This is a genomic window from Paraburkholderia sp. JPY419 (genome assembly GCF_050435705.1).
In the GTDB taxonomy this organism is placed as follows: Bacteria; Pseudomonadota; Gammaproteobacteria; order Burkholderiales; family Burkholderiaceae; genus Paraburkholderia; species Paraburkholderia youngii.
The window spans coordinates 2,249,639-2,265,868 of the sequence record NZ_JBNDKV010000004.1 but is presented as its reverse complement, the minus strand read 5'-3'; the positions used below and the strand labels follow the sequence as shown (position 1 = coordinate 2,265,868).

The 16,230-nt window shown below is 63.8% G+C and carries 15 protein-coding genes; 4 read left to right on the top strand and 11 right to left on the bottom strand.

The window, feature by feature from the left end; genetic code table 11:
• On the bottom strand, positions 1–1,272 hold the full coding sequence (locus QFZ91_RS38835) for an efflux RND transporter periplasmic adaptor subunit (protein ID WP_429570522.1): 1,272 nt from the start codon (positions 1,270–1,272) through the stop codon (positions 1–3).
• Positions 1,273–1,713: 441 nt separating this feature from the next.
• Here QFZ91_RS38835 and QFZ91_RS38830 point away from each other — a divergent pair, with 441 nt between their 5' ends.
• Positions 1,714–2,604 (top strand): 2OG-Fe(II) oxygenase, encoded by an 891-nt coding sequence (locus QFZ91_RS38830; protein ID WP_429570521.1) that lies wholly within the window; start codon positions 1,714–1,716, stop codon positions 2,602–2,604.
• Between the two features lie 131 nt (positions 2,605–2,735).
• Here QFZ91_RS38830 and QFZ91_RS38825 read toward each other — a convergent pair whose 3' ends face one another.
• From QFZ91_RS38825 to QFZ91_RS38790, 8 genes are all read right to left on the bottom strand, one after another.
• Positions 2,736–3,743 carry a response regulator gene (locus QFZ91_RS38825; protein WP_429570520.1) on the bottom strand — a complete coding sequence of 336 codons (1,008 nt, stop codon included), beginning with the start codon at positions 3,741–3,743 and terminating at the stop codon, positions 2,736–2,738.
• On the bottom strand, positions 3,743–4,867 hold the full coding sequence (locus tag QFZ91_RS38820; protein ID WP_176106910.1) for a hybrid sensor histidine kinase/response regulator: 1,125 nt from the start codon (positions 4,865–4,867) through the stop codon (positions 3,743–3,745). The genes QFZ91_RS38825 and QFZ91_RS38820 overlap by 1 nt, the downstream gene beginning before the upstream one ends.
• 8 nt (positions 4,868–4,875) lie before the next feature.
• Complete coding sequence (locus QFZ91_RS38815) at positions 4,876–6,231, bottom strand: sensor histidine kinase (RefSeq protein WP_176366342.1); 1,356 nt, start codon at positions 6,229–6,231, stop codon at positions 4,876–4,878.
• A gap of 22 nt (positions 6,232–6,253) precedes the next feature.
• Complete coding sequence (locus tag QFZ91_RS38810) at positions 6,254–7,645, bottom strand: class I SAM-dependent methyltransferase (protein ID WP_368715601.1); 1,392 nt, start codon at positions 7,643–7,645, stop codon at positions 6,254–6,256.
• Positions 7,646–8,260: 615 nt separating this feature from the next.
• Positions 8,261–8,668 (bottom strand): DUF2000 domain-containing protein, encoded by a 408-nt coding sequence (locus QFZ91_RS38805; protein ID WP_013092622.1) that lies wholly within the window; start codon positions 8,666–8,668, stop codon positions 8,261–8,263.
• Between the two features lie 45 nt (positions 8,669–8,713).
• Entirely contained in the window at positions 8,714–9,559 is an 846-nt protein-coding gene (locus QFZ91_RS38800) for an AraC family ligand binding domain-containing protein (protein WP_429570519.1), read from the bottom strand.
• Between the two features lie 117 nt (positions 9,560–9,676).
• Positions 9,677–10,216: a hypothetical protein gene (locus tag QFZ91_RS38795; protein ID WP_429570518.1), complete on the bottom strand. Its 540-nt coding sequence runs from the start codon at positions 10,214–10,216 to the stop codon at positions 9,677–9,679.
• An 84-nt stretch (positions 10,217–10,300) separates the two neighbouring features.
• Positions 10,301–10,897, bottom strand: coding sequence for an isochorismatase family cysteine hydrolase (locus tag QFZ91_RS38790; RefSeq protein WP_429570517.1), 597 nt, complete (start codon positions 10,895–10,897; stop codon positions 10,301–10,303).
• Between the two features lie 174 nt (positions 10,898–11,071).
• On the opposite strand from QFZ91_RS38790, the gene QFZ91_RS38785 reads away from it, so the two are divergent.
• The gene (locus tag QFZ91_RS38785) at positions 11,072–12,067 is read left to right on the top strand and encodes an aldo/keto reductase (protein ID WP_429570516.1); all 996 of its coding nucleotides are present in this window, start codon (positions 11,072–11,074) and stop codon (positions 12,065–12,067) included.
• Positions 12,068–12,160: 93 nt separating this feature from the next.
• The gene (locus QFZ91_RS38780) at positions 12,161–12,559 is read left to right on the top strand and encodes a hypothetical protein (RefSeq protein ID WP_429536516.1); all 399 of its coding nucleotides are present in this window, start codon (positions 12,161–12,163) and stop codon (positions 12,557–12,559) included.
• Between the two features lie 10 nt (positions 12,560–12,569).
• Here QFZ91_RS38780 and QFZ91_RS38775 read toward each other — a convergent pair whose 3' ends face one another.
• A complete protein-coding gene (locus tag QFZ91_RS38775; protein WP_429570515.1) occupies positions 12,570–14,189 on the bottom strand; it encodes a DHA2 family efflux MFS transporter permease subunit in 1,620 nt (539 codons plus the stop codon).
• A 202-nt stretch (positions 14,190–14,391) separates the two neighbouring features.
• Here QFZ91_RS38775 and QFZ91_RS38770 point away from each other — a divergent pair, with 202 nt between their 5' ends.
• Positions 14,392–15,633: a cystathionine gamma-synthase family protein gene (locus tag QFZ91_RS38770; protein ID WP_176366348.1), complete on the top strand. Its 1,242-nt coding sequence runs from the start codon at positions 14,392–14,394 to the stop codon at positions 15,631–15,633.
• A 65-nt stretch (positions 15,634–15,698) separates the two neighbouring features.
• Here the strand turns inward: QFZ91_RS38770 and QFZ91_RS38765 are convergent, their stop codons facing one another.
• The gene (locus QFZ91_RS38765) at positions 15,699–16,067 is read right to left on the bottom strand and encodes an NUDIX hydrolase (RefSeq protein ID WP_176121004.1); all 369 of its coding nucleotides are present in this window, start codon (positions 16,065–16,067) and stop codon (positions 15,699–15,701) included.
• Positions 16,068–16,230 lie beyond the last annotated feature (163 nt).

Sequence of the window (16,230 nt, the reverse complement as noted above, 5' to 3'; positions counted from 1 at the left end):
TTACGACGAAGCCGCTTCTGACGCGGCCGCCGCGGGCGATGCCGCCGCGCTCGACGCCGGCGCTGCTTCGGACGCCGCGGCGGGCGCCTTCGGGCCGGCGGCGGCCGCGCCGCTTGCCGCGGCGGCGGACTTCGGATGCGCCGGCTGGATCTTCGCGCCGTCGTTCAGACGATCCGTACCGTCCGTCACGACCTGGTTGCCGGCCGCGAGACCCGACTCGATCACCGTATTCCTGCCGTCGCTCGGGCCCAGCTTGACCTTGTGCACGGACACCGTGCTGTCCGGATTGACCAGGTAGACGAAGTCGCCCGGCGCGCCGGACTGCACCGCGGCGCTCGGCACGAGCACCGCGTTCTGCATGGTGTCGACGAGCAGCTTCACGTTGACGAACTCGTTCGGGAACAGCGCTTCGTCGTCGTTCGCGAAGGTCGCGCGCAACGTGACGGTGCCGGTCGCGGTCGCCATCTGGTTGCTGACCGCGTACAGCGTGCCGGTCGCGATCTCGCGCGAATTGTCGCTCGAATACGCGGTGACCGGCAGCTTCGCGCCGGTGGACAGACGCTGCACGATCGACGCGAGCGAATCCTGCGGCACCGTGAACTGCACCGTGGTCGGCTTCACGGTCGTGATGACGACGATGCCGGTCGTCGACGACGCGGTCACGTAGTTGCCCGGATCGACGAGCCGCAAGCCGACCTTGCCCGCGATCGGTGCGGTGATGCGGCAATACGCGAGGTCGAGATCGAATTGGGCGATGTTGGCGAGATCGACCTTCACCGCCGCTTCGTCCTGCTGCACGAGAAACTGCTGATCCGCGTAGGTCTGCTGCGCGATCGACTTGCGCTCGTTCAGCTGGGTATAGCGCTCGAGATCGGCGCGCGCCTGCGCGAGCAAAGCGCGGTCTTTCGCGAGTGTCGCCTCCGCCTGCTGCTTGCTGATCTGATACTGGCGCGGATCGATCTGCGCGAGGAACTGTCCTTTTTGCACCTCCTGGCCTTCGTGATAGCCGACCTCGGTCAAATAGCCGCTCAGCTGCGGCAGCACGGTCACGGTCGAGATCGGAATGACGGTGCCGAGCTCGCTCAGCGTGACCGGCATCGAACCGAGCGTCGCCTGCGCAACGGTGACGACGATCGCCGCGTTCTCGCGCGCCGGCTTCTTGCGCGTCAGCAGATGAACCACGACGAGCGCGACCAGCACGAGCAGGACAACCGCGAAGATGATGAGCCCGCGTCGCGAGCGCTTTGGCGGCGGGGACACGGTTTCGCTCATGTTGATCTCCGGAAACGGATATTGGTGTCGAGATTCGGCTGGAAGCTCGTCCTCTGACGGGACTGCGCAAAAGTGACACGGTTCGCGCGCGTTGTCATCAGTCGAAGCCCTCGGGTCCTGTTGTTATGAAGACGTAAGAAAGCGGGGCGCGACTTTGCTGTGGGGCATGCGTGAATGTAGCCGGCTTGCGCAGGGCTTGCGTTACAGGGGTGCAACATGTTGGCGGGTGAAAGGGTCGGGGTGTCGATCAGGCGCCGCGCGGGCGGCGGACATCCGCATGGGTCGAGTTTTGAGCGCGGCGGGACATCGCAACATGCGGTAACAGACGACAGCCAGATGAAAACCGGGCCGTCCGTCCAGAATCGTCACATTCGTCCGATATCATCGCGAGCCAGCGTCGCGCGCGCCGCGATTGTCACGACACCCCACAAGCTCGCCCCGATGTCCATCATCGTCAATTTCCCCGCCGAAGTCCGCGACTGGATCGCCGCGAATCTTTCGCGCGGCGTCGCGCCGCAAGCGATCGTCAACGAACTGGTGAGCCGCAACAACGCGGCCGAGCTGGCCGCGGCGATGGTCGAGGCGGTCGCGTCGGCGTTCCTGTACGGCACGGCGCTGCCCGGCGACAAGCTCGAAGTCGGCGGCGCGCCGCTCAGCTATCAGCCCGAGCCGCTGCGCGTGCCCGAAGGTCCTCTGATCCAGCTCGGCGAGCGCAAGGTGCGCGTGCTGTCGCGGCTGCAACGACCGGCCGCGGTGCACCTCGCCAACTTCCTGAGTGCCGACGAATGCGAGCAACTGATCGCGTTCGCACAGCCGCGGCTGGACCGCTCGGCCGTCGTCGATCCGGTGACCGGCCGCGATGTGATTGCCGCTCATCGCAGCAGTCACGGGATGTTTTTCCGTTTGGGCGAGACGCCGCTGATCGCGCGCATCGAGGCGCGCATCGCGGAACTGACGGCGACGCCGGTCGAGAACGGCGAAGGCCTGCAAATGCTTCACTATGAGGAAGGCGCGGAGTCGACGCCGCACGTCGACTATCTGATGACGGGCAACGCAGCGAATCGTGAGTCGATCGCGCGCAGCGGCCAGCGCATGGGCACGCTGCTGATGTATCTGAAAGACGTGGAAGGCGGCGGTGAGACGGTGTTTCCGCAGCTCGGCTGGTCGGTCGTGCCGCAGCGCGGGCATGCGCTCTACTTTGAATACGGCAACCGCTACGGGATGTGCGATCCGAGCTCGCTGCACGCGAGCACGCCGCTGCGCAGCGGCGACAAGTGGGTGGCAACGAAATGGATTCGAACGCGGCGCTTCGTGCCGCGCATTCAGGCTTGAGAAGGATCGACCGAAGTCGGGACGGCTCGCGCGAGCCTTGGTCAGCTTCGCGCTGCTAGCCGTGGCGGGCTGCAGCGCGAAGGCAGGGCGAGAGAGGGCGCGTCAGACGCCGCGCCCTCGAAGCAAGCAAATCAGAACTGCTCGACCCACGTGGCGAGACGATCGGCCGCGAACTCGCTACCGCGTTGCGCCGGCCGGAAAACAACCGCATCGCCCTCGCGTGCCGGCTGCAATGCACCGTCAGTGCCGTCGAGCCACAGCAGGCTCGCCAGCCATACCGCGTGTCCGCTCGACACCGCGTTGTTGCCCGGCTCCGCGAGAAACTCCGCGAGCGTGGCCGGCTGGTCGCACACGAGACCATCGCCTGCGCGGCGCACATTGATGCCAGCCTCGGAAAACGCCCCGGCCAGCGCCGTCAGCGCGTCACTCGCGGTCACGTTCGCGCCGCCGTGCCGGTTGCGCAGCGTGGCGAGATGCGCCGCGACCGCATGACCGAACGCGCCGCTGCGGGCACTCTCGGCCGCGATCAGGTCGGAGTAGTCCTGCAGCAGCCAGTCCGGCTCGGAGTTCGGCACTTCGGCGAGCACCGCCGCCGCAAGATACGTCTCGACCGGCTGGAAGCGCTCGGGCCCGATCAGCGTGGCCGACAGCGAACGCACCAGACCAATGCGCGTGGCGACCACCTGCTTTTGCAGCACGCCCAGCTTCTCGCGCACCAGCGTGTCGCGCTCCTTGCGCAGCTCGGCCAGTTCCAGCGCCTGCTTCAGCTCCATGCGCAGCGCCGTAATGTCCCAAGGCTTCTTGATGTAGCGATGGATGTGACCGAGGTTGACGGCCGCGACGGTCTGATCGATTTCCGAATACGCGGTGGTCAGAATCCGCACGACATGCGGAAAGCGCTCGCTCGCATAGCGCAGCAGCTCGTTGCCGAACTCGCCCGGCATGCGCTGGTCGGAGACGAGAACGCCGACCCTGTCGCCGTGCTCGTCGAGCAGCGCCTTGCCCTCTTCCACCGAGCCGCCAGTCAGGACCGGCGCCAGGCTTCCGATGGCACGCTGGAAGTACTTTACGGCGGTAGCTTCGTCATCGACGAAGATGATCGCCGGCGCCAACTCCTCTGTGGCTTTTGCTTCGTTCATCAACAACTCCTGTGCGTTTGACCTTTGATATGGGGGAAATCCAGCACTACGGTGGTGCCTCCCCCCGACGTGGACTCGATCCTGAGTCCGCCGCCACAGGACTGCATGACACGGTTGCATAGAATCAGGCCCAAGCCGTTCCCCCCGGATTTCGCGTGCGTTGTAATTGGGTCCGTCAACAGGCGGTCTTTGATCTCGGGCGGAATTCCGGGCCCGTTGTCGCAGATGCCGATGCTCGGGTGGGGTTCCGTCGTTACGGTAAAGCGCACCGACGGCGACGGCACATCCGCGAGCGCGCGCAACGCGTTGGACAACAGCGACGACAGCACGAGCGCCACGCAATTCGGCTGCGTGAGCACCGCAAAGTCGCTTTCGACATCGACATGCACCCACGAGCGCTGCGCGGTCGTAAACGGATACGTATCGAGCAACGCCGAGATCAGCCCATGCGCGGTGCTCTCGATACGCGCCTCGTCGCCCTCCTGTTGCCGGCGCCGCCCGTTGTGCACCGAGCGCCAGAACGACGACACCACCGCCATGCAGTACTGCGCACTCTCGCGCATCGATTTCGCGGCGCCGAGAATTTCGCCTTCGGCATCGCGCTCCGCGTCGGTGCGATCTTCGATGCTGTGCGCGTTCAACGCGATCGCCGCGAGCGGCGTGTTCAGTTCGTGCGCGATGAACGCGAGGGTTTCGTCGATCGCGATCAGACGCTGATTCTGCATCGCGCGTTCGTGGTAGCGGTCAAATGCCAGTTGCAGCGTATCGCGCACCGCCGCCGGCTTCAGCGGCTTTTCGAGGATGCGGAACACCTCGCCGGTGTTGACCGTCTGCAACAGCATCTCGACGTCTGCGTAAGCAGTGACCAGAATTCGCACGATGTGCGGATACTCCAGCGCCACCTGGCGCAGCAGGTCGCCGCCGTCGCGCCCCGGCATGCGGAAGTCCGTGACCAGCACCGCGATGCGGGCACTGTCCTGCTCGAGGATAGCGATGGCCTCGTCGCTGCTCGTCGCGAGCAGGACCTCGTAATCGGCACCGACCGTGCGCGCGAAATATTTGCACGCCAGCTCTTCGTCATCGACGTAGAGAAGAGTGGGCTGTGTCTGACGGATGTCATTCATGGTGTTTCTCAGGGTGCGGGCGACAGATCGAAACTGAACGCCGCCCAACTTCCCAGCTCGCTCTCGGCAAACAGCAGGCCGCCATGGCGCTCGATCACCGCATAGCTGATCGACAGTCCGAGGCCCAGGCCCTGTCCCACTTCGCGGGTGGTAAAGAACGGTTCGAACACGCGCGCGATATTCTCCGGCGCGATGCCCGGCCCATTGTCTTTCACCGTCACGTGCAGGCGCTCTTGCGTCCATCTGACGTTGACGTGAATCGCCGGCGCGGGCGTGCCCGCCTTGCGCATCGCCAGCACCGCGTTCGACAGCAGGTTGATCAGCACGCCGATGATGGCCGCCTCGTCGCCCTGCACCAGCGTATCCGCGGGCAGCTCGCGCGTCACGGTGACGCCGCGCAATTCATGCCCGACGAGCCGGATAGCCGAATCGAGCGCCTTTTCGAACAGGAACGGCGTGCCCAGCTCCGCCTCGGCGCCGGGCTTGCGATACGCGAACGTCTTCAGGTCCGACACGATGTGCTGGATGCGCTGCATGCCCTGCCGCGCATCGACCAGACATTCCTGCAGCGTCGGCTCCTTCTTCGAGATCGGCTCTTCCAGCGCAACCTCGATCGCCATCAGGCAGAAGTTCACCGGGTTGTTCACTTCATGCAGCAGGCCCGCCGCGAGCGTACCGATCGCCGCCATTTTCTCCTGCTGCAGCAGTTGGCCCTTGATGTCGAGCAACTGCCGATTGATCACTTCGAGCTCGGCGTTCTTTGCGGAGACTTCCGCGTTTTTCTCGGACACCTCGGCCTTCAGGCGAAACAGCATGAAGCGCACGCGTTCATTGAAGAACGTGTAGACCGCACTTGCGGCCGCGGCGAACAGAAGCAGCAGGACATTGACGGTCAGCGTGCCGAGCGGCAAGCCGTCATGCGGAGGCAACAGGCAGGCCAGCAGATACAGAAGGCACGACAACACGCCAAACACGAGGTTTTGCCACAAGCCGAACGGCAAGGCAATGCCGGACGCGAAGATGGCCAGATTCAGCCCCATATAGTAGGGCGACAGCACGCCATCGGTGCGCCAGATCATCCATGAAATCATCACCTGCGGCAGCAGCAGCCAGGACAGCGTCAGCCAGGGAGTAAGCCGTCGCCCCATGTCGGTGTCGAGCAAGGCGACGATACCGCCGATCATCAACGACACCAGCAGCCGCGCGAGCGCGAACGACGTCTGATACTGCGGATACTGCGCGTAATCCAGCCCAACGCCGAGCAGCACGAGCGCAATCGCGGTGCACGCGCCGCCCCGGCTGAACGTGACGCGAAAGTCGGCCAGCTCGGTTTGATAGCCGCTCTGCAGGGGACTGGTAGTCATGGACAGGGATGTCGACACGGTTTCAGAGGATCGTTGCTTCCGCGAACACATTCACCCCGGTCTCGTCGACGTAGAGCTTCTGGTCAGTGGAGTTGGGGGGAAGCAGCGAGCTCATGCCGCTCTCGTTCCGATAGATCAGGTACCACTCGAGCAGATGCTCCATCCCGTACTTCTCCGGATTCGCGGAATGGACGTTGGTGACCAGCAAGTGGCCGCCGGGTCGGGTGCGAGCGGCGAAGTAACTGAGCAAACGTGCGCAGACCTTGTCCGACAGATAGTCGAACAGACCGGCGCAGTACACCGCGTCGAACTCGCGCGCGGAGGGGTCCGTGGAAATCTTACGCTTGAGCAGGTCGTGCACCGACTGATGCACCATTTGCACCGAGACCTTATGGCCCGCGGCGTGTGCCGAGCTGTCGATCGCGTCCTTGGTAAACGCCAGCGTTTCCTCGCTGAAGTCGACCAGCTCGAACGACAGCAGCTCCGGATGCGGATATTCACGCACGAAGCGCTGGATCTCGAAAGCGGGCCCGCAACCGACGTTGAGGATGCGGAACGGCCTGCCGGCCGCGCGCGCCGCCTCGGCCTGCCGCGTCAGAAAGTCGATCAGCAGCGTGATGCGGTTGCGGTGCGCGGTCGCGACCGCCGCCTGCAGGAACGCGGTATTGACGATCTGGAAGTAAGTGGTCGGCCCCTGCTGCGGATCGCTGAGGATCTGATTGACCATCTCGTAGTCGCCGGCATAGCCGAGCGGCTTGGTGAACGTGCGGTAGACGAACGGCGCGCGCAGCAGCAACGGATGCAGCGCCGATTGCGCATAGGTGCGATGCACGGGTGCGATCTCCGCGTCGACGCGCTCGGCTTCTTCCTCGAGACGGTCGAGGTAGGACTTGATCTTGAGCATGATCGGCGTGGCGAGCTCGTAGAACAGGTCCTCGCGCAGCCGGCCGCCTTCGGTCTTCGGCAAGCTCTCCGTCAGATCGACCTGCTCCACCCAGCGCGACACTTCCGACAGGAACGCGCGCATCTCGTTCACGACGATCTGATAGTCGCGGCGGATATTGAAGCGCGCGTCCCAGTCGCTAATAAAGAGTTCTGCTTCCCGCCCGACCGACTTCGCTTCATTGGGCAGAACGCTAAGCTCGCGCCATTCGTCGATGAGTGCCAGTGAAACCACCGCAGTCAGACCGGTGTTCACCAGACTCACCACCACCGCCTTGCCGAGATAGGCATTCTTGGTGCCCATGCGCACGCTCAGCTCGCTTAAGACCTCGCTGACCTGCACGATGGAATAGGGGTTATAGACCTCCATGACCAAAGACTTTCTCTGGAGGTTAATGATCGTCCCACGCACATGCTCGCGCTGCGAGTTGCGGAAGCTGACCACCGGGTCGATTTGCGTTTGAGAGTACACGGTATTAGTACCTGAGGAATCCGGGAACGCAGCAGGGTGTTGGAGAAGTCCAGTGAATGGCTGCCGCACGCACGACACCAGCGACAAGTCGTGGACGCGTTTCAAACCACAGTTGAGCTGGAAACACCAAAGCCCTTTGCCAGAATGGCTCCAGCGGCTTGCAGTGTAACATCAACAGATTCAATTCTGAATGAGGTTCAATTTAGGTCGAAACGTATACGCAAGGTTTTCTTGCGAGCATGTCCATGCTATAGAAAGCCGTTTTTGCAAAGAATAATTTGAAACGAGTTGGCGACCGCGTCGGCACAATCGCCGACAATTCGTTTCCCGACAAAGACTTGCAATCGCATCACCGCGACGGCGACACGATCCGCTATAGAGGGGGAGCGTTAATTGTGCCTTTCCGATCTATGCCCGTTGGATAGACCAGCGCTTTGACGCATTACCGCTTCGAGACTCGAAACGATGTGAAATGAAGCGGCAATTGATGCCTCGTGCATTCGCCGAATAAGCTTTTTTGTTTTAACGCAATTCAGGTCCGGCGCGGCAAACGTTTCTCCTTTAAGCTTCGGCGCGAGTGCCGTCGACAATCGAGCGGCTCGCGCACTCGTCGACTCACTCGTGCAAGGCCAAGCCTTTCACGGCCTTGTCGACGGCTTTCTTCGGTCCGTGCAGCGCGAGACCGACGAGGTCGAGATTGGCCGCGTCCTCGGCGCGAAACACTGCGCGGTTCGCCGCGTCATGCCCCGTCGAAAACATCGCGTGCACATACGGCACGATTCTGAGCTCGCGCGACAGCGCCTGCCGGTGCGCACCCTGCAGACCGGAGCGGTCGGCGGCGAACACCATCATCGGCTGGCCGAGCATGCGGCCGTAGCGGTGCCCGGCGGCATCCTCGTAGGGCTCGCCCAGCGCATCGGGCGCCGCGGCCGCGACGCCGGTCGCGAGAAACGCGACCACATTGAGCTTCTGCCAGACCGCGAGATCGCTGCGCACGATCAGCGCCACTTTGGTATCGAACATGACGACTCCTTCGTTGAGCCGCTCATGATCGACGATGCCGCGCGATCAGTCTGGAACGTTTGTGCACATCTGCCGGTACGCGGCTGGCGTCATCCGGTACGCGCGACGAAACCAGCGGCCGAGATGGCTCTGGTCGGCGAAGCCGACTTCGGCGGCGACCTGCGCGGGCGTGCGGCCGGCCGCGAGCAGCCGCCGCGCGGCGCGCAGGCGCAAGCGCACCAGATACGCGTGCGGCGACGTGCCGAACGCGCGCTGGAACAGACGCGTCAGCCTGAACCGGTCGATGCCGGCAACTTCGGCGAGTTCGTCGAGCCCGGGATTGCCGTCCATCTGTTCGTGCAGCAGATCGCGCACCCGCGCGATCGCGGGCGACGTGGCGGGGTCGCCGGCGAGCGGCGCGTCGCGCAACTCTGCGCCGAGTCGCAGCAGCAGACGATCGAGCGTCTGATCGCGCGCGAGCCGGCCCTCGTTGCCGTGAATCGCGACGAACGCCTGGCGGATCGCATCGACGAGCGCATGGTCGTCGACGAGCGTATGGCCGAACGCCGCCTCGACGCCGGCCAGTCCCGGCAGGTCGAGCCGGCGCGCCGCGCGCTCCACCCAGGCTTGCGGCAGATACAGCATCGCGTACGTGAAGCCGCCCGCCTCGGGCGCGTGACCGTCGTGCAGCGCGCCGGGCTCGATCAGGATCGCGCGGCCCGGCACGCTCGTGTGCAACGACCGATGACACTGGAAGCGTTGCACGCCCTGCTCCGTGTAGCCGATCAGCATGTCGTCGTGATCGTGCGGATCGTAGGCGTGGCCGCTGAAATGCGCGCGCGGGCTTTCGATGCCGGTTTCGGCATCGCGGCGGGCGGTTAGCCAGTTGGCGGGATCGAGTGGAGTGGGCATGGGTTGGAGCTGACGGCCCGCGGGCGATGCGGCCAGCGGATAGTGTACGGCAGCGTGGGGATCGGGATCGGCGGGCTCGCCAGCGCCTGGCGCATGCGAAGCGAGCCGCGACCGGGTTCACGGCTTCTTCGAGCGCGGCGGCCGGGCGTTGACGAACGGGTTATAGCCGTGCGGGCTCGCCGGCCGATCCGGTTGTTGGTTCGTGCGGCGGCGCTTGCCGGGCGGTTCGTTGCCGGACAGTTGCGCAAGCAGTTGTTGCGATTCCGTTTCCGTTTCCGTTTCCGTTTCCGCTTCCGTTTCCGTCTCCGCTTCCGCTTCTGTTTCGTCCGCCGGCGGTACGGCTTTTCTGCCCCGTCTCGCGGGCTTCGGTTCGGCTTGCGGGGCGACGCCCGCGATGTGTTCGATCACGGACATGAAGGATGCCGATGCCGATCGCAGCGGCTGTCCGGGCAACATCGTCAGCGCGACGATTTCGTGGAGTGAACGGTCATCCACTGAACGGCCCTGCACAGGGCCATGCCAGTCCACATTCGCTTGTGCGAAAGCGCCGACGACACGTTCAAGCACCGCCGGCGACAGCACCCCGCCGTCGTACAAGCGGATGACGACGCGCTCGAAAATCTGAAACGAGCTGATGTCCGTTGCTTTCGGCGCCACGGTTTGTCGCCTGGTGAGTTTGTCTTCCGGTTTCAGTCAGCAAATGGCATGCCGAGGCTAACGGGTCGAGTCGTCGGTATCGGTCTATGCGAGCAGTAGCAACGCGTCCGCCAGTGACAGCACCGTGGTGCGTGAATCGAATGCGGTAGCAAACAGATGTTCATGGACCACCTCGTCCGGGTCATAACAGCAATCCTTGACCGTGTACAGGCGAAAGTCCGCGTCGCTCGCGTACGCGACCGAGGAGAGCACGACTCCGGTCGACGCGATGCCGACCATCATCAGCGAATCGATACCTTGCGCGAAGAGTCGCGCCTCCAGATCGGTGCCGAAGAACACGCTCGCACGATGCGCGATGACGAGCGGTTCGTTGGCCTGCTGGCCCAACTCGGGCGCGGTCCGGTCTTCGAGGAACAGGCCAAGTTTTTTGATTCCCTGCCCGTTCCTGTTCAACGGGCTGACTTCCGGATAGCCCGGACTGAACCGGAGATTGGCGAAATAGACGCTGACGCCTTTGGCCCGGGCCGCGTCGCATAACCTGCGCGTATTGGCGAGCAACGCCGGCGCGACCGATGGAAACAGTCCGAGAATATCGGTCTGATAGTGCATCACGATAAGCGCGGTTCGCGATGGTGTGATGGCCTCGTTCGCGATGTCGTCAGAACCTGTGTTGCTTGTCATTGCGCCACCTTTATCCCGATTCCACGTCCTGTTGTCAGAGCGGCCGTTTCGATGCCGTGGCAATCATACGCCCCCGCCCGCTTGCTACACTACGTACCAAAGTCGCCGGCACTCCCGCAAGGGTAATGAAGCACCTGTGACGTAACTTCGCAAATACAGAGGATGAGCATCCAAATGACGCTTTTGACGAGAAAATTTGGTCGTACCGGCTGGAATGTGTCGGAAATCGGTTTTGGGGCATGGGCGATCGGCGGCTCGTGGGGCAGTGTTGCGGAAGATGACGCCAAGGCCGCGCTGAACGCCGCGCTCGATAACGGTGTGACGTTCATCGACACGGCCGATGTCTACGGCGACGGTCGCTCGGAACGGATCATCCGGGACGTGCTGCGGCAACGAGGCGGCGAACGTCCCATCGTCGCTACCAAGCTCGGGCGCCGACTCGACCCGCATGTGACCAGCGGCTATCTGAACAGGCGCGAGCTGGAAGCGTTCATCGACCGGAGCCGCTCCAACCTCGGCGTCGACACGCTCGACCTGGTGCAGCTGCATTGCCCGCCGACCGAGGTGTACTACCGTCCCGAAGTGTTCGACGCAATGGACGACTTCGTCGCCGCCGGCAAGATCCGCTATTACGGCGTGTCGGTCGAAAAGGTGGAAGAAGCGCTGAAGGCGATCGAATATCCGAATGTGGTTTCGGTCCAGATCATCTACAACATGTTCCGTCAGCGTCCCGCCGATCTGTTCTTCAGGCAGGCGCAAAAGAAAGACGTTGCGGTCATCGCGCGAGTGCCTCTGGCGAGCGGCATGCTCACGGGAAAGCTGTCCGCGGAATCGGTTTTCGCGTCGGACGATCATCGTGCATTCAATCGGCATGGCGAGGCGTTCGATGTCGGCGAAACGTTCTCCGGCGTGCCCTACGACATCGCGTTGAAGGCGGTCGACGAACTGCGCGGCCTCGTACCCGTGGACGCTTCGATGGCGCAACTGGCCCTGCGCTGGATCCTGATGGAGGATGCCGTCTCCGTCATCATCCCTGGCAGTAAAAACGCCGCCCAGGCGGCATCGAACGTATCGGCCGCGAGCCTCGCGCCGCTGTCCGACGAGCTCATGCAGCGGGTCCGGGAAATCTATCAGCACCATATCGCGCCCCACGTCCACCAGCGCTGGTAAAGGCAACGCGGTGGCGGCTTCGCCGCGGGCGCATTCGACATGCAGGGAGCACTCGGAGTAAATTGTGCTGGCACCTCGACTCTGGAGAACCTCATGACGGACATCGCACTTGCACGCAAAGATGCTTGCCTCGCAGTGGTTCATGCGGTACTGACGGACTTGAGCGACGACAGCAATCTGATCGGCGCGGCGCTACGTGTTGCGGATTACCTCGTCGATGATCTCGAAGGCAAGATCACCGAGACCGACGCGATCCTGCTCGCCGTCACCGCGCTAACCAAGATCAATCGCGCGATTCGCGAGTGGAACGACGTGGACGGCAACGCGATGGACGCGATGAGAGTCGCGGACTTCGTCATCGATGAACAAATGAACGGGTACGACAGCGCAACCATTGCGCATCAGCCTACTTCGTCCGCGGAAAGAATCGAGGCGCGAGCGGCCGCGGTGATACGCCCGACGGGGTCGCCGGTACGGCCCGTTCACCACTGAGTTTCGTCTCTCACTGCGGGCGCGCTACCGCCGCCCGATTCAGCGGCTGGAGGGTCGCCATTGCGAGCCCCGCTCCAGCGAACGCACACGCGGCGCAGACGAGCGCGACGGCGCGCAGCGCGTCGGTCATCGAATCGGCTTGCGCGCGCGCCACGGCTGTGTCGCGCGGCGTAGGCGAGGCGCTCGCTGCCGCTTCCGCTTGCTCGACCGGCGCCAGCAGTTGCCCGCTCTGGCGCACATCTTGCGGTACGTGCAGTTCGTCGAGGCGCGCCGATAGCGCCGCGTGATGTGACCACAGGAAGACGATGCCGAGCACCGCAATCGCCAGCAGGCCCGCCACGCGAGCAACCGCGTTGTTGATGCCGGACGCCACGCCTGTGCGGTCGCTCGGCACCGCGCCCATCACGGTCGTGGTGAGCGGCGCGACGGTGATCGTCATGCCGAGCCCAAGCACGACGAGCGCGGGGAAAAATCCCGTCAAGTAGCTGCCGCGCACGAACGGCAGCGCCAGCAGCGTGAAGCCGATTCCGGCGACGCCCGGGCCAACGGTCAGCAGCACGCGCGAACCGAAGCGGCTCGTCAGACCGCCGGTGAAGCGCGATAGCAGACCGATGATGAAAGGCACCGGCAACAGCGCCGCGCCCGCTTGGGTCGCGCTGAAGCCATGCGCGCGGATCAGCGTGAACGGCAGGAAGAAGAACGCGCCGCCAAGGCCGAAGTAAAGCAGCAGGGTGACGAGATTGGCACCGGTGAAGTCGCGCGAGCGAAACAGATCGAGCGGCACCATCGGGTTAGGGCTGCGCGCTTCAACGATCACGAATGCGGCGAGAATCAGCACGCCGGCGCCAATCGCACCGAATACGAGCGGATGCGCGAAGCCACGCGCCGATGCTTCGGTCAGGCCGAACGTCAGCGCGGCGAGTCCCGTGGCCGCGCTCAGTGCACCGGGCCAGTCGAGCTGTCGCGGCGCATCGGCGCGGTGGCTGTTGGGCACCGCCAATATCGCGAGCGCGATCGTCAGCGCCGCGAGCGGGACGTTCAGGAAGAAGATCGCGCGCCACGACCATGCATCGACGAGCCAGCCGCCCGCCACCGGCCCCACGGCCGACGTGATCGCGCCGACGCCCGCCCAGGTGCCGATCGCCCGTCCGCGCGCGGCGTCGTCGAACACCGCGCCGATGATCGCGAGACTGCTGGGCACGAGCAGCGACGCGCCGATGCCCTGAACCGCGCGCGCGGCGACCAGCGCAGACGCATTCGGTGCAAACCCGCAAGCGGCCGACGCCAGCGTGAAAAGCCCGACGCCCGCAATGAACACCGTGCGTCGGCCGAGTTTGTCGCCCATCGATCCGCCGACCAGCACGAGGGAGCCGAGAAACAGCAGATACGCGTTGACGACCCACTGCATCGCCGCGACGCTCGCGCCGAGTTCGCTCTGAATCGACGGCAGCGCGACGTTGACGACGGAGCCATCGATGAACGCCATGCTCGAACCAGCTATGGTCGCGGCGAGCGCGAGCCGCTTGCGCCGACACGGGCGGTCGATCGTGAGGGGCTGTGTGCGGATGACGAGCTCGTCGCACGGACTCGCCTGCGCGGCAATGATGCGCGCCGTATTCGGCTTGGCCACGTTTCCTCCAGTGCTGGTCGATGGAGACTTAGAGCCTGTGCGTGCCGCCGAGGCTAGTCAACCCCGCAGCGCAACATCGCGGAGCGCGTTTTGCCCATTCGGAACGCCCGGCGCCGCCGGGCGGAACGCTAAGGACTTCGCCGGCGGACGGTTACAGGCGATAATCGGTCGGAAGCAATCGATCTGAAAGGGCGGAAAAGGAATGGACAAGCAAGGCTTCACCACTGGCATCGTTCACGGCGACAGAACCGCGGGCACTGAGCACGGCGCCTTGCGTCAGCCAGTTCATACGTCCGTGCAATACGGTTTCGAGCGCGTCGAGGACCTGATCGGCGTGTTCCAGGGCACGAAGAAAGGGGGCTTCAATTACGCACGGCAAGGCACCCCCACCACCGCCGCGCTCGAGCGCAAGATCACCAGCCTCGAAGAAGGCGTCGGCACGGTCTGCTTCAGCACCGGCATGGCGGGCATCACCGCGACGTTCCTCACGCTGCTGCGCGCGGGCGATCATCTCGTGTCGAGCCGTTACGTGTTCGGCAACACCAACAGTCTGTTCGGCACATTGCGGGCGCTCGGCGTCGAAGTGACGACCGTCGACGCGTGCAACCTCGACGACGTGGAGAACGCAATCCGGCCGAATACGCGCATGGTGTTCGTCGAAACCATCGCGAATCCGGGCACGCAGATTCCGGACCTGCAAGGTATCGGTGACGTGTGCCGCGAGCGCGGCATCGCGTACGTGGTCGACAACACGATTACCTCGCCTGCCTTGTTCAAGCCAAAGGCGGTCGGCGCGAGCCTCGTCATCAACTCGCTGACCAAGACCATCGCGGGTCATGGCGCCGCGCTCGGTGGCGCGGTGACGGATACGGGCCTGTTCGACTGGAGCGCGTATCCGAACATCGCCGACGACTATCGGCGCTCGGCGGCCAAGGATCAGGGGCTTCTGCAGATCCGCAAGAAGGGCCTGCGAGACATGGGAGCGTCATTGTCGTCCGAGCAGGCGCACTCGATCGCGATGGGCGCGGAAACGCTCGCCTTGCGCGTGAAACAGAGCAGCGACAATGCGCTCGCGCTCGCCCAGTTTCTCGAAGGGCACGAAGCGATCGGCAAAGTGTTCTATCCTGGCCTGAAAAGTCATCCGCAATACGAGATCGCTCAGACGCTGTTCAAGGGCGCGTCATGGCTGTTGTCGTTCGAGTTGCTCAACGCGGATCGCATGGTCGAAGTCGTCAACGCGCTCAAGCTGCCGGTTAAGGCGACCGGTCTCGGCGACACGCGCACGCTGATCATTCCCGTTGCGCCGACGATCTTTTTCGAAGCCGGGCCGGAAACGCGCAAGGCGATGGGGATTTCCGACGGCATGCTGCGGCTCTCGGCGGGCATCGAGGACATCGACGACCTGATTGCCGATTTTGCGCAGGCGCTGAAGTTGGCGGCGTAGTTGGCGGGACTTTTAAATTGGGGCGAGACTGGTGCGCCGGTCTCGCTAGTCTCACCGCTGCAGTGCTACTTCCTGCGCCGCTGATTCATCAGCTTCACGATATCGGTTGTCGGCCCGCTGGTCACGAGGCGAGGAATGTCATCCAGGTGAAACCAGCGACACCTGGATATTTCGTTACTCGGGCGAGCTTTGGCGCGATTCGGAATTTCGCAGGAAAACACGTGATGGTGCTTCTGCTTGCCGCGGAAGTCGAAAAGGTGCTTGGCTGACTTCCCGGAGAGTTGTGTTTCTTCCTTGAGCTCCCGAAGTGCGGCGTCAGTGCGGTGTTCGCCACGCTTGAGAATCCCGCCCGGCAAAGCCCACTTTGATGCACTACGTGCGACCAGAAGGATTCGCTTACCTCTGCGACAGATCACGGTGGCGCGTTTCTTCAAACTGAACTCCCACTTATGCCCTGGATGCTCTCAAGACGCTCACGACGCGGCGGCGTATCGGGCGTTATCAGACATAGTTGAGCATGCTAATACAGAACCGCAGAATGCGGTGATGTTTTCGAAGCGCGGACCATGAACGCGCGGCACGTTAAAGCCCGTCATC